Source organism: Chitinophaga sp. SVR4-12A (assembly GCF_056754765.1).
The window spans coordinates 2,387,986-2,410,642 of sequence record NZ_JBPGWP010000001.1 but is presented as its reverse complement, the minus strand read 5'-3'; the positions used below and the strand labels follow the sequence as shown (position 1 = coordinate 2,410,642).

General features: G+C 48.8%; 24 protein-coding genes. 10 read left to right on the top strand and 14 right to left on the bottom strand.

Annotated elements, in window-relative coordinates; all coding sequences use genetic code 11:
• The gene (locus ACR9Y8_RS09810) at positions 1 to 831 is read right to left on the bottom strand and encodes a CHAD domain-containing protein (protein WP_481213078.1); all 831 of its coding nucleotides are present in this window, start codon (positions 829 to 831) and stop codon (positions 1 to 3) included.
• A gap of 57 nt (positions 832 to 888) precedes the next feature.
• On the opposite strand from ACR9Y8_RS09810, the gene ACR9Y8_RS09805 reads away from it, so the two are divergent.
• Positions 889 to 1,485 carry a hypothetical protein gene (locus ACR9Y8_RS09805; RefSeq protein ID WP_481213077.1) on the top strand — a complete coding sequence of 199 codons (597 nt, stop codon included), beginning with the start codon at positions 889 to 891 and terminating at the stop codon, positions 1,483 to 1,485.
• Between the two features lie 99 nt (positions 1,486 to 1,584).
• Here the strand turns inward: ACR9Y8_RS09805 and purU are convergent, their stop codons facing one another.
• Positions 1,585 to 2,454, bottom strand: a complete 870-nt coding sequence (gene purU, locus ACR9Y8_RS09800) for a formyltetrahydrofolate deformylase (RefSeq protein ID WP_481213076.1) — start codon at positions 2,452 to 2,454, stop codon at positions 1,585 to 1,587.
• Positions 2,455 to 2,524: 70 nt separating this feature from the next.
• Here purU and ACR9Y8_RS09795 point away from each other — a divergent pair, with 70 nt between their 5' ends.
• A complete protein-coding gene (locus tag ACR9Y8_RS09795; RefSeq protein WP_481213075.1) occupies positions 2,525 to 3,016 on the top strand; it encodes a metallophosphoesterase family protein in 492 nt (163 codons plus the stop codon).
• A 189-nt stretch (positions 3,017 to 3,205) separates the two neighbouring features.
• On the opposite strand, the gene ACR9Y8_RS09790 is transcribed toward ACR9Y8_RS09795, so the two are convergent.
• Positions 3,206 to 5,473, bottom strand: coding sequence for an aconitate hydratase (locus tag ACR9Y8_RS09790; RefSeq protein ID WP_481213074.1), 2,268 nt, complete (start codon positions 5,471 to 5,473; stop codon positions 3,206 to 3,208).
• 146 nt (positions 5,474 to 5,619) lie between these two features.
• Between ACR9Y8_RS09790 and ACR9Y8_RS09785 the strand changes: the two genes are divergently transcribed.
• The 3 genes from ACR9Y8_RS09785 (at position 5,620) to ACR9Y8_RS09775 (ending at position 7,383) form a co-directional block, all read left to right on the top strand.
• Positions 5,620 to 5,841 (top strand): PspC domain-containing protein, encoded by a 222-nt coding sequence (locus ACR9Y8_RS09785; protein ID WP_481213073.1) that lies wholly within the window; start codon positions 5,620 to 5,622, stop codon positions 5,839 to 5,841.
• 18 nt (positions 5,842 to 5,859) lie between these two features.
• Positions 5,860 to 6,426: a thioredoxin family protein gene (locus ACR9Y8_RS09780; protein WP_481213072.1), complete on the top strand. Its 567-nt coding sequence runs from the start codon at positions 5,860 to 5,862 to the stop codon at positions 6,424 to 6,426.
• Between the two features lie 159 nt (positions 6,427 to 6,585).
• Positions 6,586 to 7,383: a DUF4382 domain-containing protein gene (locus ACR9Y8_RS09775; protein WP_481213071.1), complete on the top strand. Its 798-nt coding sequence runs from the start codon at positions 6,586 to 6,588 to the stop codon at positions 7,381 to 7,383.
• Between the two features lie 70 nt (positions 7,384 to 7,453).
• On the opposite strand, the gene ACR9Y8_RS09770 is transcribed toward ACR9Y8_RS09775, so the two are convergent.
• Positions 7,454 to 7,858, bottom strand: coding sequence for a hypothetical protein (locus tag ACR9Y8_RS09770; RefSeq protein WP_481213070.1), 405 nt, complete (start codon positions 7,856 to 7,858; stop codon positions 7,454 to 7,456).
• Positions 7,859 to 7,909: 51 nt separating this feature from the next.
• Positions 7,910 to 8,743, bottom strand: coding sequence for a 3-deoxy-8-phosphooctulonate synthase (kdsA, locus tag ACR9Y8_RS09765; protein WP_481213069.1), 834 nt, complete (start codon positions 8,741 to 8,743; stop codon positions 7,910 to 7,912).
• 194 nt (positions 8,744 to 8,937) lie between these two features.
• On the opposite strand from kdsA, the gene ACR9Y8_RS09760 reads away from it, so the two are divergent.
• Entirely contained in the window at positions 8,938 to 9,876 is a 939-nt protein-coding gene (locus ACR9Y8_RS09760; protein WP_481213068.1) for an NAD-dependent epimerase/dehydratase family protein, read from the top strand.
• A gap of 299 nt (positions 9,877 to 10,175) precedes the next feature.
• Positions 10,176 to 10,982: a glycerophosphodiester phosphodiesterase gene (locus ACR9Y8_RS09755; RefSeq protein WP_481213067.1), complete on the top strand. Its 807-nt coding sequence runs from the start codon at positions 10,176 to 10,178 to the stop codon at positions 10,980 to 10,982.
• Positions 10,983 to 11,234: 252 nt separating this feature from the next.
• On the opposite strand, the gene ACR9Y8_RS09750 is transcribed toward ACR9Y8_RS09755, so the two are convergent.
• The 9 genes from ACR9Y8_RS09750 to ACR9Y8_RS09710 form a co-directional block, all read right to left on the bottom strand.
• The gene (locus ACR9Y8_RS09750; protein ID WP_481213066.1) at positions 11,235 to 12,482 is read right to left on the bottom strand and encodes a sulfate adenylyltransferase subunit 1; all 1,248 of its coding nucleotides are present in this window, start codon (positions 12,480 to 12,482) and stop codon (positions 11,235 to 11,237) included.
• A gap of 104 nt (positions 12,483 to 12,586) precedes the next feature.
• Positions 12,587 to 13,363 carry a sulfate adenylyltransferase subunit CysD gene (gene cysD, locus ACR9Y8_RS09745; RefSeq protein ID WP_481213065.1) on the bottom strand — a complete coding sequence of 259 codons (777 nt, stop codon included), beginning with the start codon at positions 13,361 to 13,363 and terminating at the stop codon, positions 12,587 to 12,589.
• Positions 13,364 to 13,609: 246 nt separating this feature from the next.
• Positions 13,610 to 14,293, bottom strand: a complete 684-nt coding sequence (locus ACR9Y8_RS09740) for a phosphoadenylyl-sulfate reductase (protein ID WP_481213064.1) — start codon at positions 14,291 to 14,293, stop codon at positions 13,610 to 13,612.
• Positions 14,294 to 14,499: 206 nt separating this feature from the next.
• Positions 14,500 to 14,916, bottom strand: coding sequence for an RrF2 family transcriptional regulator (locus ACR9Y8_RS09735; protein WP_481213063.1), 417 nt, complete (start codon positions 14,914 to 14,916; stop codon positions 14,500 to 14,502).
• Positions 14,917 to 14,984: 68 nt separating this feature from the next.
• The gene (gene dapB / locus ACR9Y8_RS09730; protein ID WP_481213062.1) at positions 14,985 to 15,701 is read right to left on the bottom strand and encodes a 4-hydroxy-tetrahydrodipicolinate reductase; all 717 of its coding nucleotides are present in this window, start codon (positions 15,699 to 15,701) and stop codon (positions 14,985 to 14,987) included.
• Between the two features lie 53 nt (positions 15,702 to 15,754).
• Positions 15,755 to 16,453 (bottom strand): DUF5683 domain-containing protein, encoded by a 699-nt coding sequence (locus tag ACR9Y8_RS09725; protein WP_481213061.1) that lies wholly within the window; start codon positions 16,451 to 16,453, stop codon positions 15,755 to 15,757.
• Positions 16,446 to 17,360, bottom strand: a complete 915-nt coding sequence (locus tag ACR9Y8_RS09720) for a ParB/RepB/Spo0J family partition protein (protein ID WP_481213060.1) — start codon at positions 17,358 to 17,360, stop codon at positions 16,446 to 16,448. Before ACR9Y8_RS09720 ends, ACR9Y8_RS09725 begins: the two co-directional genes overlap by 8 nt.
• A complete protein-coding gene (locus ACR9Y8_RS09715) occupies positions 17,344 to 18,165 on the bottom strand; it encodes a ParA family protein (protein WP_481213059.1) in 822 nt (273 codons plus the stop codon). Before ACR9Y8_RS09715 ends, ACR9Y8_RS09720 begins: the two co-directional genes overlap by 17 nt.
• A 140-nt stretch (positions 18,166 to 18,305) precedes the next feature.
• Positions 18,306 to 18,986, bottom strand: coding sequence for a metal-dependent hydrolase (locus tag ACR9Y8_RS09710; RefSeq protein WP_481213058.1), 681 nt, complete (start codon positions 18,984 to 18,986; stop codon positions 18,306 to 18,308).
• A gap of 635 nt (positions 18,987 to 19,621) precedes the next feature.
• Here ACR9Y8_RS09710 and ACR9Y8_RS09705 point away from each other — a divergent pair.
• The 3 genes from ACR9Y8_RS09705 (at position 19,622) to ACR9Y8_RS09695 (ending at position 22,656) form a co-directional block, all read left to right on the top strand.
• Complete coding sequence (locus tag ACR9Y8_RS09705) at positions 19,622 to 20,494, top strand: metallophosphoesterase (protein WP_481213057.1); 873 nt, start codon at positions 19,622 to 19,624, stop codon at positions 20,492 to 20,494.
• Positions 20,495 to 20,814: 320 nt separating this feature from the next.
• Positions 20,815 to 21,756, top strand: coding sequence for a hypothetical protein (locus ACR9Y8_RS09700; RefSeq protein WP_481213056.1), 942 nt, complete (start codon positions 20,815 to 20,817; stop codon positions 21,754 to 21,756).
• 282 nt (positions 21,757 to 22,038) lie between these two features.
• Entirely contained in the window at positions 22,039 to 22,656 is a 618-nt protein-coding gene (locus ACR9Y8_RS09695; RefSeq protein WP_481213055.1) for a porin family protein, read from the top strand.
• Position 22,657 lies beyond the last annotated feature (1 nt).

Genomic DNA, 22,657 nt, shown 5'->3' with positions numbered 1-22,657 from the left:
TTATACAAGACTAACATTTGGCTTTTGCTGTAGTAATAAGCGGCATTGCTGCAGCTCTTTTCGTATGTCCACGGTTATTTGCCTGCACAGCGCTGTAGCCCCTGTGGGCACGCTAACGCCCATATTCTTCATGAGGCGGGTACTATCGTTTACAAACTGCCGGAAGGCCACCAGGTCATGCCAGGCGCCCAGCTGTGAGCCGGCTTTGTCGGTGAAGCCCATCATCTTTTTCAGGGGCTCGCTCTCGCCTATTATAGGTTCTATCATTTCGAGGTGATAGTACAGGCGTTTCACGTCCTTGCGCACATCATGCCAGTGATCCGGCGTTACACTCCCCACAGGTGCTGCAATGGCGGCAAACTGTTCCTGCAGGTAAGTTTTTAATTGTTTGGGTGAAGATTGAGATGCCTGGTCTAATTGTTTTTTACGCAGCTGTTCCGGCAATGCTTTGATGAACTTTACAGGAAAGGTGGCAGCGATGGTCTGCGCCTGTCGTTCTGCGGCCCCTTGCTGGCTTTTTAGCAACAGGTAGAGGATCCGGAAATATTGTGGGTTTTGCCGGATATACCGGCGCAGATGCTGCTGTTGCAGATCCAGGTCCCTGGTGACGCCCACGCACTGGTGCAGTACTTTCAGCAGCTGTACATACCTTTTTCCTTTAAAAGCATTATCTGTAATGTCCCTGGCAAATCTGATACAGGCCCGTGCTCTTTTAATGGAGGTACGGAGCCTATGCACTTCCTTCCTGCCGGCCTTTTTCCCTATTTCAGGCAGGAGCTCCGCAATTGTATCGCATTGCTTCTCAAGGTATTGATGTAAAGTTTCCCACATGCGCTACAGATAATTAAAGTTAACGATATATTTGCAATTCATTTTAAATCCCTAAATATGTTCAAATTCATCCCCGCACTCGGCGGCATACTGTTAGCCGCCACCTTATCGTTACCCCTCAGCGCCCAGAAGCTTAAACTCACAGAAGGTAAACTGGATGTGCTCAAGGGACAAACAGAGATCAACACAGAGTTTACCTATGACAACATTAAAGTAGGTAAGTACGACAAAGAAGAAGATTACATCAAGGACAAAACAGCTGACTACAACAAAAAAGAGGCCGGAAGAGGCGACAGCTGGGCGAAGGCCTGGAAAGACGACCGCGAAGCCCGCTATGAGCCTAAGTTCATGGAGCTGTTCAGCGACAAGGGTGATATCAAAGCTGTTCACAAAAAGGACGCTAAGTATACCCTGATCTTCAAGACTTCCTTCATTGAGCCTGGCTTTAACGTAGGCGTATGGCGTAAGAACGCTTCTATGAATGGTGAAGTATGGATCGTTGAAACGGCCAACCCTTCCAAAGCGCTGGCTAAAATATCTGTAGACAAAGCCCAGGGCCGCGTTTTCGGTGGTTTTGATTTCGATACCGGTGTGCGTATCGCAGAAGCTTATGCAGATGCTGGTAAAGCGCTGGCTAAGTTTATGAAGGATTAATAGATAAGTCGATAGTCCATGGTCCATAGTCCATAGCCGTCCGGCAATGCTTATTGCAAGCTTACAGCCATGGACCATGGACTATCGACTATGGACTATTTAAAACACAATTGTTTTATTCCCATGCACGATCACTCTCTCCTCTATATGCGCCTTCACCGCCCTTGTCAGCACCTGTCTTTCAATATCCTGCCCCAGTAATACCAGGTCGTCTACTGCATGCCGGTGGCTTACCCGGGCCACATCCTGTTCAATGATGGGCCCTTCGTCCAGGTCGTCAGTTACGTAATGCGCAGTAGCGCCGATCAGTTTTACACCCCTGGTATAGGCGTTTAGGTAAGGCCTGGCCCCTGCAAAAGCAGGCAGAAAGGAGTGATGTATATTGATGACCCGCCCGGGAAAAGTGCTCACAAACCCCGGAGAAAGGATCTGCATGTACCTGGCCAGTACAATAAAATCTGTCTGATGCTGCTGAAGCAATGAAATCGCCTGCTGTTCCTGCTCCGTTTTATTGGCGGCATTTACAGGCAGGTAGTAAAACGGAATGCCGAAGTCGGCTACCGTTTTATGCAGGTGGTCATGGTTGGAGATCACCAGCGGTATATCCACGGCCAGTTCCCCGTTACGCCAGCGCCAGAGCAGTTCCACCAGGCAATGGTCATACTTCGATACCATGATCGCCATCTTTTTACGGTGATCAGTATAGTCAATGCGCCACTCCATCTGCCGCGGCAATGCCACCTTTTCCTTGAACTCCTGCTCCAGCTCCTCGCGGCTCATGCCCGTATTCTCGAGGTGAAATACCATACGCATGAAGAAAAGCCCTTCCCGCGGGTCTGTACTGTGCTGGCTGGCATCCAGTATATTGGCGCCCTGGGAGAAGAGGAACTGCGAAACTCCGGCCACAATGCCGGGCCGGTCTGGACAACAGATCAATAACCTACCGGTGATATCGGTATATGGATGCATGGATAAACAGCTTTATAATCTGTAAAATAATAACAATTACATTTGTTATTTTCTAATTGTCAGGCTGCATATGAAAAAGATCGGTTTAATGTCGGATACGCATAGTTACCTCCATCCGCAGGTATTTAAATACTTTGAGCAGGTGGATGAGATCTGGCATGCCGGCGATATTGGCAATACCACCCTGGCTGATGAGCTGGAAGCGTTTAAACCTTTCCGTGCGGTGTATGGTAATATTGACGGGGCAGCGCTCCGCATCCGCTACCCGGAAGACCTGTACTTTACACTGGAAGGAGTAGCGGTGTTCATTACTCACATTGGCGGTTATCCTGGTAAGTATGCGCCTGGCGTAAAGGAGAAGCTGCTGAAGCATCCTGCAAAGCTTTTTATCTGCGGGCATTCGCACATCCTGAAGGTAATGCCCGATCCAAAGCTGCAGCTGCTGCATATCAATCCGGGCGCCTGTGGCCAGCAGGGCTGGCATAAGGTGAAGACCCTGGTGCGCTTTGATCTGAGTGAAGGAAATATCAGTAATCTTGAGGTAATAGAACTGACAAAGTAAGTCGTCAGTTGTCAGTTGTCAGTCGTCAGTCGTCAGTCGTTAGTCGTCAGTCGTCAGTCGTTAGTTGTTAGTTGTTAGTAGCAAATGTGGTCATCCGCTTCAATCCCTTACGACTAACCACTTACGACTAGCGACTTATAGCATAAAAAAAGGGCAGCAATCGCCGCCCTTTTTTATGCTATAAAATGATTAAGCTTTCGCAAATTGAGACCTGATCACGTTCAGCGCACCACCTGCTTTGAACCACTCGATCTGTTGTTCATTGTAGGTATGGTTTACAGTGATCGCATCGCTGCTGCCGTCTTTGTGGTTCAGCACCACGGTCAGCGGTTTGCCGGGAGCAAACTCAGTCAGGCCAACGATATCGATGGTATCATCTTCCTGCACTTTTTCGTAATCTTCCTTATCAGCAAAAGTAAGCGCCAGCATACCCTGCTTTTTCAGGTTGGTTTCGTGGATACGTGCAAAAGATTTTACCAGGATGGCCCTTACGCCCAGGTGACGGGGCTCCATAGCTGCGTGCTCGCGGCTGGAACCTTCACCGTAGTTCTCGTCGCCTACTACCACAGAACCGATGTTCTTGGCTTTGTAGGCGCGCTGGGTAGCCGGTACCGCACCGTATTCGCCAGTCAGCTGGTTCTTTACAGTATCCGTTTTATCATTGAACGCATTTACTGCGCCGATCAGCATGTTGTTGGAGATGTTGTCCAGGTGACCGCGGTATTTTAACCAGGGGCCTGCCATGGAGATGTGGTCGGTAGTACATTTACCTTTTGCCTTGATCAGCAGTTTCAGGCCTTTCAGGTCAGTACCTTCCCATGCAGCAAAAGGCGCCAGCAACTGTAAGCGGTCGCTGGTGGGAGATACGATCACCTGTACGCCCTTACCGTCAGCAGCAGGAGCCTGGTAACCGGCATCTTCTACCGCAAAGCCTTTACTGGGCAGTTCAAAACCGGTGGGCTCGTCCAGCATAACTTCTTTACCGTCTCTGGTCGTCAGTTTATCCTTCAGCGGGTTGAAAGTAAGGTCGCCTGCAATAGCCAGCGCCGTTACGATTTCCGGAGAAGCTACAAACGCATGCGTAGAGGCCAGGCCGTCGTTACGTTTTGCGAAGTTGCGGTTAAAGGAAGTGATGATGGAGTTCTTACGGTTAGGATCGTCTATATGACGGGCCCATTGACCGATACAGGGACCGCAGGCATTCGCCAGTACAACGCCGCCTATCTGGTCAAAGGTGTTCAGCAGTCCGTCCCTTTCAATGGTAAAGCGTACCAGTTCAGAACCGGGGGTGATGGTGAACTCTGATTTTACTTCCAGGTTCTTGTCAATGGCTTGTTTGGCCAGTGAAGCAGAACGGGAGATATCTTCGTAGGAAGAGTTGGTGCAGGAGCCGATCAGGGCTACTTCCAGTCTTTCCGGCCAGTTGTTCTCTTTTACTGCCTGTGCAAATTTGGAGATGGGCCACGCCAGGTCCGGCGTGAAAGGACCGTTCACATAAGGCTCCAGTTCGTTCAGGTCGATCTCGATCACCTGGTCATAGTATTTAGCCGGATCGGCATATACTTCAGCATCCGGGCGCAGGTGTTCTTTTATGCCGTCTGCCATTGCAGCTATTTCCGCACGGCTGGTGCCTTTCAGGTAAGCAGACATTTTCTCGTCATAGGCAAATACGGAGCAGGTTGCACCTATTTCCGCACCCATGTTACAGATAGTGCCTTTACCGGTAGCGCTCAGGCTATCAGCGCCTTCGCCAAAATATTCTACGATAGCGCCGGTACCGCCTTTTACGGTCAGGATGCCAGCCACTTTCAGGATCACGTCCTTGGCGGAGGTCCAGCCGCTCATTTTACCGCTCAGCTTAACGCCGATCAGTTTAGGCATTTTCAGTTCCCAGGGGAGGCCGGCCATTACGTCTACTGCGTCTGCACCGCCTACGCCGATAGCCAGCATTCCCAAACCACCGGCATTCGGGGTGTGAGAGTCTGTACCGATCATCATACCGCCGGGGAATGCATAGTTCTCCAGCACTACCTGGTGGATGATACCGGCGCCTGGTTTCCAGAAACCGATGCCATATTTATTGGATATAGAAGAAAGGAATTCGTAAACTTCTTTATTGGTGTCCTTGGCAGTGGCCAGGTCTTCCTGGGCCCCTGTCTTGGCTTGAATCAGGTGGTCACAGTGTACAGTGGAGGGAACCGCTACTTTATCACGCCCGCAGGTCATAAACTGCAATAAGGCCATCTGGGCGGTTGCATCCTGCATGGCTACACGATCCGGTGCAAATTCAACATAAGACTTGCCTCTTTCGTAGGGAGTAGTAGCAGGTGCGAACAGGTGGGCGTATAAGATCTTTTCTGCCAGTGTCAGCGGACGGCCTAACATTTTACGGGTAGCTTCCACTTTACCCGGCAGTGCCGCATACACCTTTTTAATCATTTCAATATCAAACACCATGAGAAATAAATATTTAAGAGCGGTTAAAAATTGCACCGCGAAATTAACTAAAATCGGGATTTTTTTAAAATAAGTCAGCGGTCGGTAAACGGTTTACAACCGGTACAGCCTTTGGATTTCACACCGGATTTTAATAAATTTGATATATGAAGCGTTTAAAGGGTTTTGTAGAATGGCAGGCCTTTGGTGTGTGCTCAGCCATAGGCGCAAGACTGGGAGTGGCGAGCTCCCGCATCCGCCTGTTCTTTATTTATACTTCTTTTTTGACGATGGGCTCGCCCGTCATTATATATATGATCCTGGCTTTTTGGGTAAATATGAAAAATTATATCCTCAACGCCAGGCGTAACCCGTTGAGATACTTGTAGTCTTTCCATATTCGTTGAATGGCCCGTACACCTTCCCATATGATTCCCCTGGGCACCCCTGCCCCCAACTTTGAACTGCTGGACGTAGTATCCGGTAATCTCGTGCGCCTGGAACAGGAGCAGCCCCCGGTAGGCACCGTGGTGATGTTCATCTGTAACCACTGTCCCTTTGTAAGGTATATTCAGCCGGAACTGGTACGGCTGACTACGGAATATATCGAAAAAGGTATCCGCTTCCTGGCCATCAGCGCCAATGACGCCTCCCAATACCCTGAAGATGGACCGGAACATATGCGTGAAGTAGCCCGGGAGCTGGGCTATTCCTTTCCCTACCTGTACGACGAAACCCAGGAAACCGCCCGCGCTTATGAAGCCGCCTGCACCCCCGACTTTTTTATCTACGACCAGGAGCTGAAACTGGTGTACCGCGGCCAGCTGGATGATGCGCGCCCCGGTAACGACCAGCCCCTGAATGGTAAAGACATGCGCGCCGCCCTGGACGCGCTCATTGCCCACCAGCCCGTTAGTCCCCTTCAAAAACCAAGTTTGGGCTGCAATATCAAATGGAAGGTAGAAATGATCTGATGAACGTATGATATTGTTTATCATCACCTTTCGCGCACATTTAACAATAAATTAAGTTTTTTTATATACTATTTTAAACTTTCCCCTTCTTTACGGGTCAGATAGATGTGACTCCTATTAACCGGAGCACCTACATCTTAAAACCGTAAACACTACGTAATGAAATTTTCTTTGAGAAACCTTCTTTCAGGTACTTTGGTATTGGCCGGCATGTTTTTCCTGGCCTCCTGCTCTAAAAGCGACAACAATGGTGGTAAAGCCCGTTTACAAGTGGCGCTTACTGACGATCCGGGCGATTTTAAAGCCGTGTACATTGACATCCAGGATGTAAACATCAACTATTCAGACAGTGATGACAATGGCTGGCAGCCTTTAACAGGTATTAAAAAAGGCAAGTACAACCTGCTTGACCTGGTAAATGACAAAGACACCTTGTTGGCAGACGCTTACATCAATTCCGGCGTTGTTAAAGAGATCCGCCTCGTGCTGGGCGATGACAACTATGTGGTGACCAACAGCGGTCAGACCATCAAGCTGCAAACACCCAGCGGCCAGTCATCCGGCGTTAAGCTGAAATTGAACTCAACAGTTACCGGCGACATCGTGTACAAACTGGTGCTGGATTTCGACGTAGCTAAATCCATTCATGAAACGGGTTCAGGCAAGTATATGCTGAAGCCTGTGATCCGTGGCTTTATGGAAGCAACCGGCGGAAACTTAAAAGGCGTTGTGCTGCCTGATTCCGTGTTAACAGCCGTAGTAGTGCTGAACGGTGCTGATACCGTAGCAAGCACCTACACCGCTACAGGCGCTTATGTAGTAAAAGGACTGGCTGCCGGCTCTTATGCCCTGCACTTCATTCCTACAGACACTACTTTTAAAACCGCTGTTAAAACCGGCGTTCAGGTAAGCCTGGGCCAGGTAACTACAGTAGATACAGTAAGACTGGTAAAATAGATCAAGCATAGATGTAAATAAAAAAACCTCCGGAGATATCTACCTCCGGAGGTTTTTTCTTTTTTACTTTTTATTCCAGGTGGAAATTTGTCATTCCATGATAATGGTTCTGTAGCTGGTTAACAGTCAGCGGCCCTTTGATCTCCCGGTGTTCATCCCGGTAATCCAGGCGGGTAATATCCTGGCCCTCCTGCTTGTACAGCCTTACGCTGAACGGACCTCGTACATACACCACGCCGCTGCCATTGCTTGATTGTGCTTCATCTTTCTGGAATTTCAGGCGCAGTAGCTGGGTTTCATCCAGCGGAATCGGAAAAAGGTCGTCCAGGCTATACCAGAAATCCTGCTGTTCATGGGTCAGCACACAAGCCTGTTTATCCTCCGGATTCACCTCGAGTACTTTGCCTTCCAGCAGTTCGCCTTCATACTTTACTAATACGGTATCACCTGTTTTTACATCATGTAAACGGATCATGGTGAGATGGGTTTAGTGTAGCATGAATTTAATGAAAAATCAGCAGATTCCCTATCCGATCGCTACATTTTCCCTTACTGCTTCACGGATGCGCACCAACTGTTCCAGGAGCTCTTCCAGGCGGTCCAGCTGCAGCATATTGGCGCCGTCAGACATGGCCTTGGAAGGATCCGGGTGTGTTTCTATGAACAGCCCATCTGCCCCGGTAGCAATGGCTGCTTTCGCGATAGTAGCGATCATCTGCGGGTTGCCGCCTGTAACGCCGCTGCTCTGGTTAGGCTGCTGCAGGGAATGCGTACAGTCCATTACCACGGGCACGCCATGATGTTTCATGATGGGAATATTGCGGTAGTCAACTACCAGGTCCTGGTAACCAAAAGTGGTGCCGCGCTCTGTCAGGATCACCTGGTTATTGCCTGCTTGTTTGATCTTTTCTACCGCAAACTTCATAGCTTCCCCACTCACGAACTGTCCTTTTTTTACATTCACCACTTTGCCCGTTTCTGCAGCTGCCAGCAGGATGTCCGTTTGCCTGCATAGGAACGCGGGTATCTGCAGCACGTCTACATAAGCAGCAGCCATGGCCGCTTCTGCAGCAGAATGAATATCAGAAGTTACGGGCAGGTTAAAGTGTTTGCCTGTTTTTTGCAGCAGGTCCAGTCCTTCAACATCTCCTACACCTGTGAAGGAATGTATGCTGGTACGGTTGGCTTTACGGTAAGATGCTTTGAAGATGTAAGGGATATGCAGCTTTTTGCAGATGCCTGAAACTTTCTCCGCCACCGTCATCAGCAGCTCTTCATTTTCTACTACACAAGGCCCCGCTATCAGGAAAAAATTGTCTGGATTATATTGCTCTTTGAATAATGCTTTCAGGTGTTTCATCGTTGCTTTTTTTTCAGAGGGTAAAGGTACGGAATCCGCCAAATGTTTAAATTGTCATAATATTGTAACCGGCTTCACAAATGCCGCAGGTTGCAGAACCCTTTTATGTGCGGATTGTTGAAACATTGTCATGTACTGTGTGCCATGTTCCTGGATTTCAATGAAGCAGTTAATATTACGGAGCAAAATTCAATATGAAGAAAGACAAGATACTGGTTATAGGCGCCTGCGGGCAAATAGGAGTGGAGCTGACCCTGGCATTGAGAAAGATCTATGGTGGATCAAATGTAGTTGCTTCCGATCTCCGGGAAGAGCATGACCTGCTGAAAGGCAGTGGTCCCTATGTTTCACTGGATGTGATGAACAAGGAAATGCTGCACGTGCTGGTGATCCGTCATAATATCACACAGGTCTACCTGCTGGCCGCTATCCTGTCTGCCACCGGTGAAAAGAACCCATTGCTGGCCTGGCACATCAACATGCAAAGCCTGCTTAACGTATTGGATATTGCCAAAGAAGAGAACCTGGATAAAGTGTACTGGCCCAGCTCTATTGCTGTATTCGGGCCTAACTCACCTAAAGAAACCACCCCTCAGCATACCATCATTGAACCTACCACCATTTACGGTATCAGTAAATTCGCCGGCGAACGCTGGTGCGAATACTACCAGCACCGTTATAACGTGGATGTAAGAAGCCTGCGCTACCCCGGCCTGATCAGCTATAAATCAGCTCCCGGCGGCGGTACCACAGACTATGCCATCGAGATCTTCCATGAAGCCCTGGAGCATCAGAAATATGCCTGCTTCCTTTCTGAAAACACTTACCTGCCCATGATGTATATGCCAGACGCCATCCGCGCTACTATAGAGCTGATGGAGGCCGACCAGCAGAAGATCTCGGTACGCTCTTCCTATAACCTCGGCGCTATGAGCTTCTCCCCGAAAGAAATTGCCGCGGAAATAAAAAAGCATATTCCTAATTTTGCTATCAGCTATGACCCTGATTACAGGCAACAAATAGCTGACGGCTGGCCACAAAGCATTGACGACCAGCTGGCCCGCACCGACTGGGGATGGAAACCTGAGTACGACTTGCCTAAAATGGTAACGGATATGCTAAAGAACCTTTAATCCACCCTACTTACTGATAACTATCCTGTGCGTCCTTTTATCCGCATTTTCCTATAGAAAAGGGGAAAACGAGGCTGCAGACACCTGGTGATTACTATTTTTTTTGATAGTGAGGTCCCTTAGCGGACGCATGTGTACCATTGTATGCTATTATTTACAGTGGCATATAAATTGGTTATCATTGTGCACGAAACCTGACGGGAACGAAGTGAGCAATAAAAATATTTTTCATTTTGATGAGTCTGGCAATCTTGTTATTTTATCAGCAGAATTTAGGATTCTTTATTATGCAAAACAGAATGGGGAAGCTATTACTCGTATTAAGTTTTTGTTTGCTATCCCTGCATACCTTCGGTCAAGGCAGCCTGCCCAGCAAAGGCTTCGGGCGCTATTATCTTATTGCCCATAGAGGAGGGGTGGTAGACAGCACTAATTCTGAGAACAGCCTTTCCGCGCTGCAAGACGCTGTAGAACGGGGCTACTGGATGGTAGAAATGGACCTTCGCCTTACCAGGGACAGCGTGCTGATTATCCACCACGATAATAACTTTAAACGCTATTACGGGGTAGACAGGCCCGTGTCTTCCATGACCTGGGACGAGATCAGCCAGCTGCACAGTGGTCGTGGCGCCCAGGTAGTAAAGCTCGAAGATGCACTGGCCAGCTGCAGCGGCCGCATCCAGGTAATGCTCGACAATAAGATCGCCGGCCTTGATACCGCCGTCTTTACCCAGGTGCTGTATCTCCTGCAGCAATACGGGCTGGACAAACAAGCCATGATGATCGGCACCGATGAATCTACCGACTTCTTCACCGGCAAAATAAAACTAAGCTGCACCCGCCAGCAGCTGGAAGTGAACATCCAGAAGCCAGGCTATAATCCGGACTTCTACTATCTTTTTGGCGATGTAGGCTCTATGACGGAAGATGATGTCAAATGGGCGCAGGCCCAGGGCATTATGGTGGTAGGGGTACTTAATTGGAGCCGCTACCGCGGCAGATCACGGCCCTATACCCTGGCCGCCCGCGATGCCGCTAAGCTCAAAGCCTGGGGCGTGCAGTACTTCCAGGTGGATTCTGAATTTGACAGGTTCTTTAACAAATAATCAATCGCTCATATCTCCCGCTCATTGCTCCACATAAATCGTCGCATTCCCTCCCGTCATTGCGAGGAGCGGCGGAGAAAAGCGGGAGGGGCGACGAAGCAATCTTTTAATGTAGATCTACAATGTAGATAGTATTAAAAGATTGCTTCGTCGCCCCTCGCTCGTATGCTCTGCATTGCTTCTCGCAATGACGCGGCTTTTTGATTCTCGTCCCCGCGGTAACGCGGCTTCGTCTTACACTACCAATAACTCCTACTCAATAAATCCAACCGCTACCGTCGCATTACTAAACTCATCCACCAGTATAAACGCGCCATTGGCGGGGTTTACCTGGTACGCATCACCAAATACCGGCTGCGCCGTCTTCAGTGTGATTTTACCTATATCATTCAGCCCCAGCTCGTTCTTATCTTCCACCGTACGGTTGGTAGTTACTTCTATTACATGATGGATCTGCTGCACCTTCGCCTTTACACGGTTAATGCCATGCTGCAGCAGGTAAGTTTTGCCGGGCACCAGCTTCTGCTGATCCATCCAGCACACCTGCGCCGTAATCTCTTTCAGCGATGCCGGTATATGATCCGGTTTCGCCAGCATATTGCCACGGCTGGTATCTATCTCGTCTTCCAGCGTGATCACCATACTGTCGCCTGCATTGGCGGTAGACAATTGTGTTTCAAATTTTTCAATAGACTTAATACGGCTCTTTTGCATAGAAGGCAGTGAGATCACCTCATCGCCTACACTGAAATGACCGCTGGCCACTCTACCTGCAAAGCCCCGGAAATCGTGATAGGCTTCTGTTCTGGGCCGTATCACAAACTGTACCGGGAAACGGGCGGGATGGTGCCTGTCTTCGTGATCAAAACTGATCTGCTCCAGGTACTCCAGCAGTGGAGTGCCCTTAAACCAGCTGATCTTTTCAGAGCGCGTAGCCAGGTTCTCGCCGTATATGGAAGAAATAGGAATGAACTCCACCACCTGCTCTTTGAAGGCGGCCTGCTGCAGCAGCTGCTGAAAGTCGGCCACGATCTCGTTAAAGCGGGTTTCGCTGTAGTCCACCAGGTCCATTTTATTGATACATACCACCAGGTGCTCAATACGCAGCAGGTTGGCAATGAAGAAATGGCGGTAGGTTTGTTCTACAATGCCTTTGCGGGCATCGATCAGTATCAGTGATACCTGCGCATTGGAAGCGCCGGTTACCATGTTACGCGTATATTCCACGTGACCCGGCGTATCGGCAATGATGTACTTGCGTGTAGGCGTGGAAAAATAGATATGCGCCACATCTATGGTAATACCCTGTTCCCGCTCTGCCACCAGGCCGTCGGTTAATAACGACAGGTCAGTAAAGTCAAGCCCCTTGCGCTTGCTGGCGGCATGCAGCGCCTCCAGCTTATCCTGCGGGATAGAGTTGGTGTCGTATAATAAACGGCCTATCAGTGTGCTCTTACCATCATCCACACTTCCGGAAGTGGCTATACGTAAAACCTCCATATTTCTTAAGCTTTTAGCTGCTAGCTCTTAGCTATCAGCAATCAAATAATCTTTTATCAGTAAACGTGGCGGCTAAAAGCTAACAGCTAATAGCCAGCTGCTGTTTAGAAATATCCTGCCTGCTTCCTTTTTTCCATAGCAGCTTCAGAACGTTTGTCATCTATCCTGGCGCCTCTTTCAGAGATCTTGGCTTCCAGTATCTCGGAGATGATGTCTTCCAGTTTATCTGCTTCAGAGATCACCGCTGCGGTACAGGTCATATCGCCTACGGTACGGAACCTTACTTTCTGGCGGAAAGGCACTTCCTCTTCAGTAGTGTTCAGGAACGGGGAATAAGGCCAGTACATGCCATCGCGCTCTATGATCTCCCTTTCGTGAGAGAAGTAGATAGACGGAATGTCCAGTTGCTCACGGCGGATGTAGTTCCATACATCCAGCTCCGTCCAGTTGGAGATAGGGAACACCCTCACCTGTTCGCCTATATGAATTTTGCCGTTCAGCATATCAAACAGCTCAGGGCGTTGCATCTTGGCATTCCATTGGCCAAACTCATCGCGTACAGAAAAGATCCTTTCCTTGGCGCGGGCTTTCTCCTCATCGCGGCGGGCGCCTCCAATACAGGCGTCGTACTTCATTTCTTCAATAGCGTCCAGAAGGGTAACGGTCTGTAAGGCGTTACGGCTGGCATATTTGCCGGTTTCTTCCTGTACCTTACCCTGGTCAATGCTGTCCTGCACGTTCCGTACCACCAGGTCCACCCCAAGTGAGGCTACCAGCTGATCGCGGAACTCCAGTGTTTCTGGGAAGTTATGACCGGTGTCTATATGCAGCAGGGGAAAGGGGATCTTTCCCGGGTAAAAGGCTTTCTGTGCAAGCCGCACGATAGTAATAGAATCTTTTCCCCGGAAAACAGGATTGCCGGCCTTTCAAACTGGGCCGCTGTTTCACGGAGAATGTAAATGGCTTCATCTTCCAGTGCCTGCGGAAACTCCCATTGTATTTTATTACTCATATCCTAAAAGCAATTAATAATGAATAATTAAGAATTAATAATGCCGGCACATCAGTAGCAGGCGGAATACTTGTTTCCTCAATTATTCATTGTTCATTATTAATTATTAATTCAACTATCCGTGCAGTCCGCACTCTTTTTTGGACTGTTCCCACCACCAGCGTCCGGCGCGGGGATGTTCGCCTGGTTCAATCGCGCGGGTACAGGGTGCGCAGCCGATGCTGACAAAGCCCTGGTTGTGCAGCTTATTGAATGGAACGTTGTGTTGGTCCAGGTAAGCCAGCATGTCTTCATAGGACCAATGGATCAGCGGGTTGTACTTGTACATGCCACGGGCTTCATCCCATTCCAGTACTTCCAGGCCCTGCCGGTTCTCAGACTGCTCCGCACGAAGGCCGGTGATCCATACCTTTACACCTTGCAGCGCCCTGTTCAGCGGCGCCACCTTGCGAATGTAACAGCATTCTTTCCGGTTTTCAACAGAATCGTAAAAACTATTTACGCCCTTTTCTGCCACCAGCTTTTCCACTGCGGCAGTTTCCGGGAAATATACTTCAAAAGGCTGTTTGTAACGGGCCCGGGTCAGGTCCATCAGCTCGTAGGTTTCCTGGAAAAGACGGCCCGTATCCAGCGTGAACACCCGTACCGGGAGTTTATTGCGCCAGATCATATCCGCCAGCACCTGGTCTTCCTGCCCAAAAGAAGTGGAGAAGGCCACTGCGCCCGGAAATTGTTCGGTAAGATATTGAATGCCAGCCGGCTCCGACATTCCGGCTATTGCTGCTTTAATGTCTGTCATGTACTTCCTTAGCTAAAACAAAAATACATAAACTCTATAAAAAAGATAGGATTAATTACACGAATTTACGTGTTATTTACACCAGCTGCCCGTATGGCAAATACAAGGCCGGGATGGATACCGCTTTGGTACATCCTTTAAGCAGGAACAGTGAAATTTCAGGTCTTGATAGGGGGCCGGAGCGGTTCGCCCGGCCGCAGCGGAGATCAGTCTCTTGTCAGAATGTCCTTTAATGTCTTGTTTTCCAGTATCTTAAGTGTAGCGTCCCTCACCTTGCTCATTACATCGTTCAGCCCGCATACCGCCTCATCTTTACAATTCTCGCAACGCTCGTAATAGTTGAGGCTCACGCAGGGGAGGAGGGCAATAGGACCGTCCAGCAAACGGATAATGCGTGCAAGAGCGATCTCTTTAGGAGGGCGCATCAGGTAATAACCGCCCCCCTTTCCTTTTTTACTGCCTAAAATGCCTGCATTCTTTAGCTCCAGCAGAATATTCTCCAGGAATTTAATGGAGATATTCTTTTCCTGGGCGATCTCAGATATCAGGATGGGCCCTTTATCCAAGTTTTCAGCCAGGTGTATCAAGGCATGAAAGGCATACTGTGTTTTCTTTGAAAGCATATAAATACGATTTGCATCCCACCCGGAACGCGCCTAGTTGGAGGCAAATATATTTAAAAGTTTGAAGTTTAGAGGTTCAGCACATCTTTCATGGTAAAGATACCCTTTTTACCGTCCAGCCATTCGGCAGCAACAACAGCGCCGGCAGCAAAGCCTTCGCGGGAATGTGCGGTGTGGGTAATGGTGATGTCGTCTATCGCTGAAGTGTAGGTAATGCTATGGGTGCCCGGAGCCGGATCGATCCGCCTGGAAAGGATGGACAAAGCTTCAGCTTTGCGGCTGGTCTCGTTCACCCAGCCTGTTTTGCGGCTCACCTTTTCCAGGATCTGTTCTGCCAGGCTGATGGCCGTGCCGCTGGGCGCGTCCTTTTTCTGGGTATGATGGATCTCTTCCATCTTGATGTCGTACTGGGGCTGGGATGCCATCAGCTCAGCCAGCCGCTTGTTGATCTCGAAAAAAATGTTCACGCCAATGCTGAAGTTACTGGCGTAGAGGAAGCCCTGGTGTTTTTCAAGGCATTGCGCCTTGATCTCCGGCAGTTTTTCCAGCCAGCCCGTGGTGCCGCACACTACAGGCACATTGGCTTCAAAGCATTTGAGTATGTTGCTGTAAGCAGTTTCAGGGGTAGTGAATTCAATAGCTACATCGGCCTTGCCCAGCTCGTCCTTTTCCAGCAGGTGAGTGCTGGTGAGGTCTATGCGATGCACGATTTCGTGCCCTTTCGCAACTGCGATGGCTTCTATGGCCTTTCCCATTTTTCCGTATCCGATGAGTGCTATTTTCATGATAAGTATTTAGAATAAAATGTATTTAGCGGTTACCCATTAGCAGCCAGAAGCTAGTAGCTAATAGCTAACCCCTTATTATTGCTATGCTTTCCTTTTCCCAGGTTAATCTGCAGACTGAGCCCGATCGCTTTGTTATCCATCACCTTAGGCACTACCCGCATACTCAGGTCGTCAGACATGTTCCAGTCTTTCAGATGAGCAAATACGGTAGCGTCTATTATATTCAGGCCATAGGCCAGCACAAACACCAGTACGGAGTAATCCACATATTGCCGGTAAGCGTCGCGCAATACTTTCAGCGAAGCGTCGCTGTACAGCCCCACATAGGCGTCTACCGTATTGGCATTGCCGTCCATACGCATGCGGTAAGCGTCCCTGAAATCTTTATAATAATTGAAGTTGCCGATAAAGAACCCTGCAGAAATACCCATAGCAGCGTATACCAGCGGTATCTTCCAGTATTCGCGGTTATAAGCCTGTCCTAAACCGGGCAGCACGGCAGAATAAAAAGCGGCTTTGCGCGGGCTGTGAGGTATCCTCGGCGGCAGGGGAGGCACAGAATCCTTTCTTACGGCAGCAGTGGAAGGAGCCTGCAGGCTATCTTTCCTGGCCGTTGCGGGACGAATGGTGTCGGGTCTGATGCGGGATGTATCCTGTGCATATAACGGCCTGCTGGTACAGACAGTTATCAGGACTAATAGAAAAAGGGACAATAAATGGCGAAATGTATACCCTGCTTTGTTAGCCACCGTATAAGTCTATTTTTTCCAGTATACTGTCCAGTTCCTCGTCGGAGTAAAACTCAATGGTAATACTGCCTTTACCCGCCTTGTTCCTGTCCAGTAGAACCTTCGTTGAAAAATGAGAGGCTAAGTTATCTTCTATTTTTTGATAAGGAGGCGGCAACGTATTTTTTACCGGTTTTTTAACACTGCTTTTGTCGATATGATTCGTCTTCCGCACGAGTTCTTCCGTTTGGCGTACAGACAAACCACCCTTAACGATCTCGTTGAAAACGAACAGTTGTTTTTCCACGTTCTCGATACCGATCAGCGCGCGGGCATGGCCCATGCTCAGCTGACCGTTGCGCACAGCTACCTGGATATCAGGGGGCAGCTTTAACAAACGTATATAGTTGGTAACGGTGCTTCTTTCTTTACCCATCCTGTCGGCCACCTGCTCCTGTGTTAAGGTGCACTCGTCCATCAGTCGCTTGTAGCTCAGGCCAATTTCTATCGCATTCAGGTTCTCCCTTTGCAGGTTTTCCAGCAGGGCCAGTTCCAGCAGTTCCTGGTCATTGACCTGCCTTACATACGCAGGGATATCCTTTAATCCCGCCATCTTGCTGGCGCGTAAACGGCGTTCACCGGCTATCAGCTGGTATTTCTTACCTGACTTGCTGACGGTAATAGGCTGTATAACGTCGTGCAGCTTAATGGAATGGCTCAACTCCTGTAACGCCTGCTCGTCAAAGTCACGCCTGGGCTGCTTCGGGTTCACTTCTATCTGGTCCAGCGGAATGCGTTCGATCCCGGTTGCAGCTGCCACCACCTGTTCTCCAAGTGCGCTGGTAGTCTGTTTCAGATCAGTGTCTATGTTTTGAAGCAGCGAGCGGATGCCTTTTCCTAACGCCTCTTTCTTACTCGGATTGGTCATCGTTAATTGCTAGGATTTTATCTTCTAATTTAATTTTCGTAAAGTTATTTTTCTGCAGTATTTCCTTGGCCAGGTTCAGGTAATTGATAGCGCCTGTACTGGCTGCGTCATACATGATCACAGATTTACCGAAGCTGGGCGCTTCACCCAGTTTGGTGTTACGGTGAATAATGGTATTGAACACACTCTGCTCAAAATGCTGTTTTACTTCATCCACCACCTGGTTGCTCAGGCGCAAACGGCCGTCGTACATGGTCATCAGGATGCCTTCGATCTCCAGGGAGGTGTTTAACCTGCTCTGTACGATCTTAATGGTATTTAACAGTTTGCCCAAACCTTCCAGTGCGAAGAACTCACACTGTACCGGGATGATCACGGAGTCAGACGCCACCAGGGCGTTTACTGTGATCAAACCCAGTGAAGGCGAACAATCCACTATAATAAAGTCATAGTCATTCTTTACCGGGTCTATCACCTGCTTCATTACCTGCTCACGGTTGGGGTGGTTGATCAGCTCCAGTTCGGCGCCAACCAGGTCTATATGGGAAGGTAATACTTTCAGGTTCGGTGTGTCAGATTCCAGCAGCACGTCTTTGGCCTGAACATCGTTCACCATACAATCGTACAGGCTTTGCTGTATGTTACGCAGATCAAAGCCCAATCCCGTTGTACTGTTCGCCTGCGGGTCTGCGTCCACCAGCAGCGTCTTGTATTCCAGCACGGCCAGGCTGCTGGCCAGGTTAATTGCGCTGGTTGTCTTACCTACGCCCCCTTTCTGATTGGCTATTGCGATTATTCTTGCCATGTTAAACTTAAAATAGGTTCTTTGGTTTCTATAGGATAAATAGGCGGATCTAAAACAGCTCTTAGCTTTTGGCTTTAGCTTTTAGCCCCGTGTGTCGTGTCTTTTTTTTAGCTAATAGCTAACGGCTAACAGCTAATGGCTTACAGCTCGATAGAGCTGTTGATATCCGGCAGCAATAATTCCAGTCCTGCATCCGCAAAAGCCTGTTGGGCCTTTTCCTTATCGATCTTGATATAACCAAACGTATCATAGTGCACACCAATGATACGTTTACATTCAATGAACTCAGACGCGATGATCGCGTCCTCTATCCCCATCGTGAAATTATCGCCGATAGGCAGCACGGCAAAATCCAGTTGGGCAAAACGCGGCACCAGCTCCATATCGAAGGTGAGCGCCGTATCACCACTATAATAGAAATTACCTGCTTCGGTAATAAAAATGAATCCCAGCGGGTTACCGCCATATGATCCGTCCGGCATGCCGCTGGAGTGGTGGGCTACCACGCACTTCACCGTACCAAATTCAAACTGCCACTTGCCGCCCGTGTTCATGGGATGCGTTTTTTCGATACCCTGCTTCCCCGCCCAGGTAACCAGCTCATAGCTGCCTACCACCGTGGCCTTCGTACGGCGGGCCAGCGTCACCAGGTCCGCAACATGATCGTCATGCCCGTGGGAAACAAAAATGTAATCTGCCACGATACTGTTTACATCCACTGATTTGGCCAGTTCATTATAGGTGATAAAAGGATCGAAAAGGATCCGCTTGCCCTTGATCTCTACCGCAAAACATGAGTGACCGTAATAAGTAAATTTCATAATATATCCGGCTGAAGATACCAAATGTGACAAAAATACAACGATTAGACAAATATAAACGGGAAGAGAATATTTATTTATTCACAAAAAATAGTGTAATTCGATGTTAATAATTTGATTTTGAGTAGTTTGTGTGGATGAGCGGATTAGCGCACCATTCCTAGCAGAATTTTTGATGAAGGGTACAATATCAGGGCCGGTCGATCGTCCTCTCAATTTGACATAACTTTGTTTTCAACATGCGCTCAGGAATAAATTCGGTTGTACTTATTCTATTGATCATTTGCCTGGATATTTATGTTTTCATGGGTATACGGGCTATTATGAGTAATGCTGCAGCCCCGCGTACCAGGACTTTGGTATACGGAGGCTACTGGCTGGTATCCATCGCCTGCATTGCAACGATCATATTGCTCCCTTACCTCAACTGGCACGACTGGAAGCCCATTGTCCGGTCTTATGTGCTGGCCATCCTTATCGGCCTCGTGATGGCCAAACTGCTGACGGTGATATTTTTATTGGCGGATGATGTGCGCCGTGGCGTCATGTGGATCATCCAGCAATTCGGCTCATCTAAAGCTTCACCGCCATCGGAGGCGCCCGGCGGCATTACCCGTTCGCAGTTCCTGACCAAAATGGGCCTCCTCATGGGGGGCAGCCTCTTCGCTACCCTTACCTATGGCTTCTCCAATAAATACAATTACCGGGTGCATAAAATAAAGATGGCTTTCAAGAACCTGCCGCCTGCTTTTAAAGGGCTGCGCATCGTTCAGCTGTCAGATATTCACTCCGGAAGCTTCAATAATAAGGCTGCCGTACAGAAAGGAGTGGAGCTGGTGAATGCCCAGCAGGCAGACATCGTGCTCTTTACCGGCGACCTGGTGAACGATCGCGCCACGGAAATGGATCATTATATGGACCTCTTCAGCCAGGTAAAAGCCCCCATGGGCGTTTTTTCAACACTGGGGAACCATGACTACGGCGATTATTACCCCTGGCCCGACAGAGACGCCAGCGGCTTCAGTAAGCAGCGGGCCGAGAACCTGGAACGCCTCAAACAGATCCACGGTGAACTGGGCTGGCGCCTGCTTATGAACGAGCACGTGCTCCTGGAACGCGGCGGCCAGCAGATCGCCCTCCTCGGTATCGAGAACTGGAGCGCCATGAGCCGCTTTCCCAAATACGGCGACCTGAAAAAAGCCTACGAAGGCGCTGCCCATGCACCCTTTAAAATATTGCTCTCCCACGATCCCACCCACTGGGATGCCCAGGTAAGGCCCGAATACCCGGATATCGACCTCATGCTGGCGGGCCATACCCACGGTATGCAGTTCGGCGTAGAGATCCCCGGCGTGAAATGGAGCCCCGCCCAGTACTTCTATAAAGAATGGGCAGGTTTGTATAAGCAGGGCGCCCAGCGTCTGTACGTGAACCGCGGCTTCGGTTTCCTTGGTTATCCTGGCCGGGTAGGCATTTTACCTGAAATAACGGTAATAGAATTAGTGTAGAGTTTGAGGTTTGAAGTTTGAGGTTTGAGGTTCGTTACAAGTTGGAAGTTCGGATCATATTATCTGCCTTATAAGAGGCTGTGTGACAGGCAAAACACTTGTTTTGAACCTGTAACTTCTAACAAACCTCAAACCTCAAACCTCAAACCTCAGACCTCAAACCTCAAACCTCAGACCCCAGACCCCAGACCTCAAACCTCAAACTTCAAAAATAATCCTATCTTGCACTTGGTATATTAGTAAAAGATACCATAACTTCACAAATGTGGAAACACTGGTGCGTCGTACTGGCATGCTTATTAGGCTGTAGCCAAATAGCGGTGGGACAAACATCCTTGGAAGAGCTGCAACGGCAGCTGGACTCTCTTTTGCAAAAGAACGAAAAAAGTGAGGTCCTTGTTGGAATTGGTTACGGCAACAATCCTGCCTATGGGGCCAAAACAGCGGACTTTGAACGCCCCATTGTAATGAAGAATTTTCTCTCTCCCTCGGTGGCCTATTATCATAAATCCGGTCTCTCCGCCTCCTTCAGCGGATACTACCTGCTCAATGCTGAAAAGCATCCCTGGTTCGAATGGGACCTGTCTGCCAGCTATGACTATACGAAAAACAGGAATTTTCTGACCGGCATCTCCTATACACGTTACTTCTTTGCAGATTCCAGCGATGTACCGGCAACGCCTATCAAGAACGAGCTGTTCGTATATTTCTATTACCGCAACTGGTGGCTGCAACCGGGTATCAGCCTGGATTTTGGATGGGGCCGTCAAACCGATCGCGTAGTGAACTACTGGCAGATAGGACGCAAACGCCGTACTACTTATGGCAGCAGTGAAACCGTGAACACGATTTCTGCGAGAGATTTCAACGCGATCTTCGCCCTGCGCCATCCGTTTATTTTTTTAGATGTGCTGAAGTTTGATGATGCCTTGCTGTTCACGCCTTCTCTTGGCTTTACGCTCGGCACTGCACATTACTACAGCAATATGAAAGGCTTTCAGTACATTTCCCGTTCTCCCAAAATAAAGGACGACATCAGGAAAAGTAAAGCAAATCCCCTCGATCAGCTGGGACAAGCTGCCAGCTCTGAATCCGAAGCCAAAACCGGTTTTGAGCCGCGGGCGCTTGATCTTACCTTCAATATCTCCTACAACATAGGAAAACTGACGCTCTCACCTTCCTTTACCATCTTTAAACCCTTACAGGGCGAAGACAAAAGCTTCATGAGTTACTTCACTGCCAGGGCAAGTTACAGTTTCTGATTTCATGTAGTATATTATTATACTATATTGCGCGCTCTTTCTTAGTTCATAAGAAGTATAGCATAGAATTTGCTATAAATGTCATAACGGAGAAAAGTAGCGTAGGTATATAGGGGATGGGTAAACGAATTCCGTCTGAATAAGTAGATGCATTGTTTAAACAATAAGGTACCATGCACCATTGAAAGACTGTATAGAACATATCCAAACTACACGTGTGATCACTGATGCCACGTGTGTATTAAAATTGAAAATCTGCAATTAAAATCAAACAACAACAAGATGAAAAAACTGTTTTTTGTAATGGCAGTACTGGGACTGACTGCTTTCTCCGCGGCTCATGCGCAGGACAGATTACTGAGATTTGGTATCAAAGGTGGCGCCAACCTGGGTAAACTGGATGGTACTGGTTACCAGGACGGTTTTAAACTGGGCTACCACCTGGGCGGCTTTGCACAGGTAAATCTCGTGAAAGGCTTCGGCGTACAGGGTGAGTTGATCTTCTCTTCCACCAAAACAAAAACAACCGACAAATTCAGTGAGATCTATAACACCGATAACCTGAATGATCCGGATAACAACAACAAAAAGATCAGCCTCAACTACCTGAGCATTCCCATCCTCGCTAACATCAACCTGGGTACGCCCCGCCTGAAACTGCAGGTTGGTCCGCAGTTCAGCGCACTGTTGAGCGACAAGAACGCATTACAGGGATCCAAAGACGCCTTTAAAGGCGGCGATGTAGCCGGTGTAGCCGGTCTCTGGCTGCAACTGCCCATCATCAACGTAAGCGCCCGTTACATCATCGGTTTCACAGATGTGAAGAACGCCGGCGACGTAGCCAACAGCAGCAACTGGAAAAATCAGTCTATCCAGCTGGGTGTAGGTGTTACGCTCTAAA

Bases quoted from the DNA above. Each gene is read 5' to 3' on its own strand.
- ACR9Y8_RS09810 (WP_481213078.1), bottom strand. From the start codon at position 831: ATGTGGGAAACTTTACATCAATACCTTGAGAAGCAATGCGATACAATT.
- ACR9Y8_RS09805 (WP_481213077.1), top strand. From the start codon at position 889: ATGTTCAAATTCATCCCCGCACTCGGCGGCATACTGTTAGCCGCCACC.
- purU (WP_481213076.1), bottom strand. From the start codon at position 2,454: ATGCATCCATATACCGATATCACCGGTAGGTTATTGATCTGTTGTCCA.
- ACR9Y8_RS09795 (WP_481213075.1), top strand. From the start codon at position 2,525: ATGAAAAAGATCGGTTTAATGTCGGATACGCATAGTTACCTCCATCCG.
- ACR9Y8_RS09790 (WP_481213074.1), bottom strand. From the start codon at position 5,473: ATGGTGTTTGATATTGAAATGATTAAAAAGGTGTATGCGGCACTGCCG.
- ACR9Y8_RS09785 (WP_481213073.1), top strand. From the start codon at position 5,620: ATGAAGCGTTTAAAGGGTTTTGTAGAATGGCAGGCCTTTGGTGTGTGC.
- ACR9Y8_RS09780 (WP_481213072.1), top strand. From the start codon at position 5,860: ATGGCCCGTACACCTTCCCATATGATTCCCCTGGGCACCCCTGCCCCC.
- ACR9Y8_RS09775 (WP_481213071.1), top strand. From the start codon at position 6,586: ATGAAATTTTCTTTGAGAAACCTTCTTTCAGGTACTTTGGTATTGGCC.
- ACR9Y8_RS09770 (WP_481213070.1), bottom strand. From the start codon at position 7,858: ATGATCCGTTTACATGATGTAAAAACAGGTGATACCGTATTAGTAAAG.
- kdsA (WP_481213069.1), bottom strand. From the start codon at position 8,743: ATGAAACACCTGAAAGCATTATTCAAAGAGCAATATAATCCAGACAAT.
- ACR9Y8_RS09760 (WP_481213068.1), top strand. From the start codon at position 8,938: ATGAAGAAAGACAAGATACTGGTTATAGGCGCCTGCGGGCAAATAGGA.
- ACR9Y8_RS09755 (WP_481213067.1), top strand. From the start codon at position 10,176: ATGGGGAAGCTATTACTCGTATTAAGTTTTTGTTTGCTATCCCTGCAT.
- ACR9Y8_RS09750 (WP_481213066.1), bottom strand. From the start codon at position 12,482: ATGGAGGTTTTACGTATAGCCACTTCCGGAAGTGTGGATGATGGTAAG.
- ACR9Y8_RS09740 (WP_481213064.1), bottom strand. From the start codon at position 14,293: ATGACAGACATTAAAGCAGCAATAGCCGGAATGTCGGAGCCGGCTGGC.
- ACR9Y8_RS09735 (WP_481213063.1), bottom strand. From the start codon at position 14,916: ATGCTTTCAAAGAAAACACAGTATGCCTTTCATGCCTTGATACACCTG.
- dapB (WP_481213062.1), bottom strand. From the start codon at position 15,701: ATGAAAATAGCACTCATCGGATACGGAAAAATGGGAAAGGCCATAGAA.
- ACR9Y8_RS09720 (WP_481213060.1), bottom strand. From the start codon at position 17,360: ATGACCAATCCGAGTAAGAAAGAGGCGTTAGGAAAAGGCATCCGCTCG.
- ACR9Y8_RS09715 (WP_481213059.1), bottom strand. From the start codon at position 18,165: ATGGCAAGAATAATCGCAATAGCCAATCAGAAAGGGGGCGTAGGTAAG.
- ACR9Y8_RS09710 (WP_481213058.1), bottom strand. From the start codon at position 18,986: ATGAAATTTACTTATTACGGTCACTCATGTTTTGCGGTAGAGATCAAG.
- ACR9Y8_RS09705 (WP_481213057.1), top strand. From the start codon at position 19,622: ATGGGCCTCCTCATGGGGGGCAGCCTCTTCGCTACCCTTACCTATGGC.
- ACR9Y8_RS09695 (WP_481213055.1), top strand. From the start codon at position 22,039: ATGAAAAAACTGTTTTTTGTAATGGCAGTACTGGGACTGACTGCTTTC.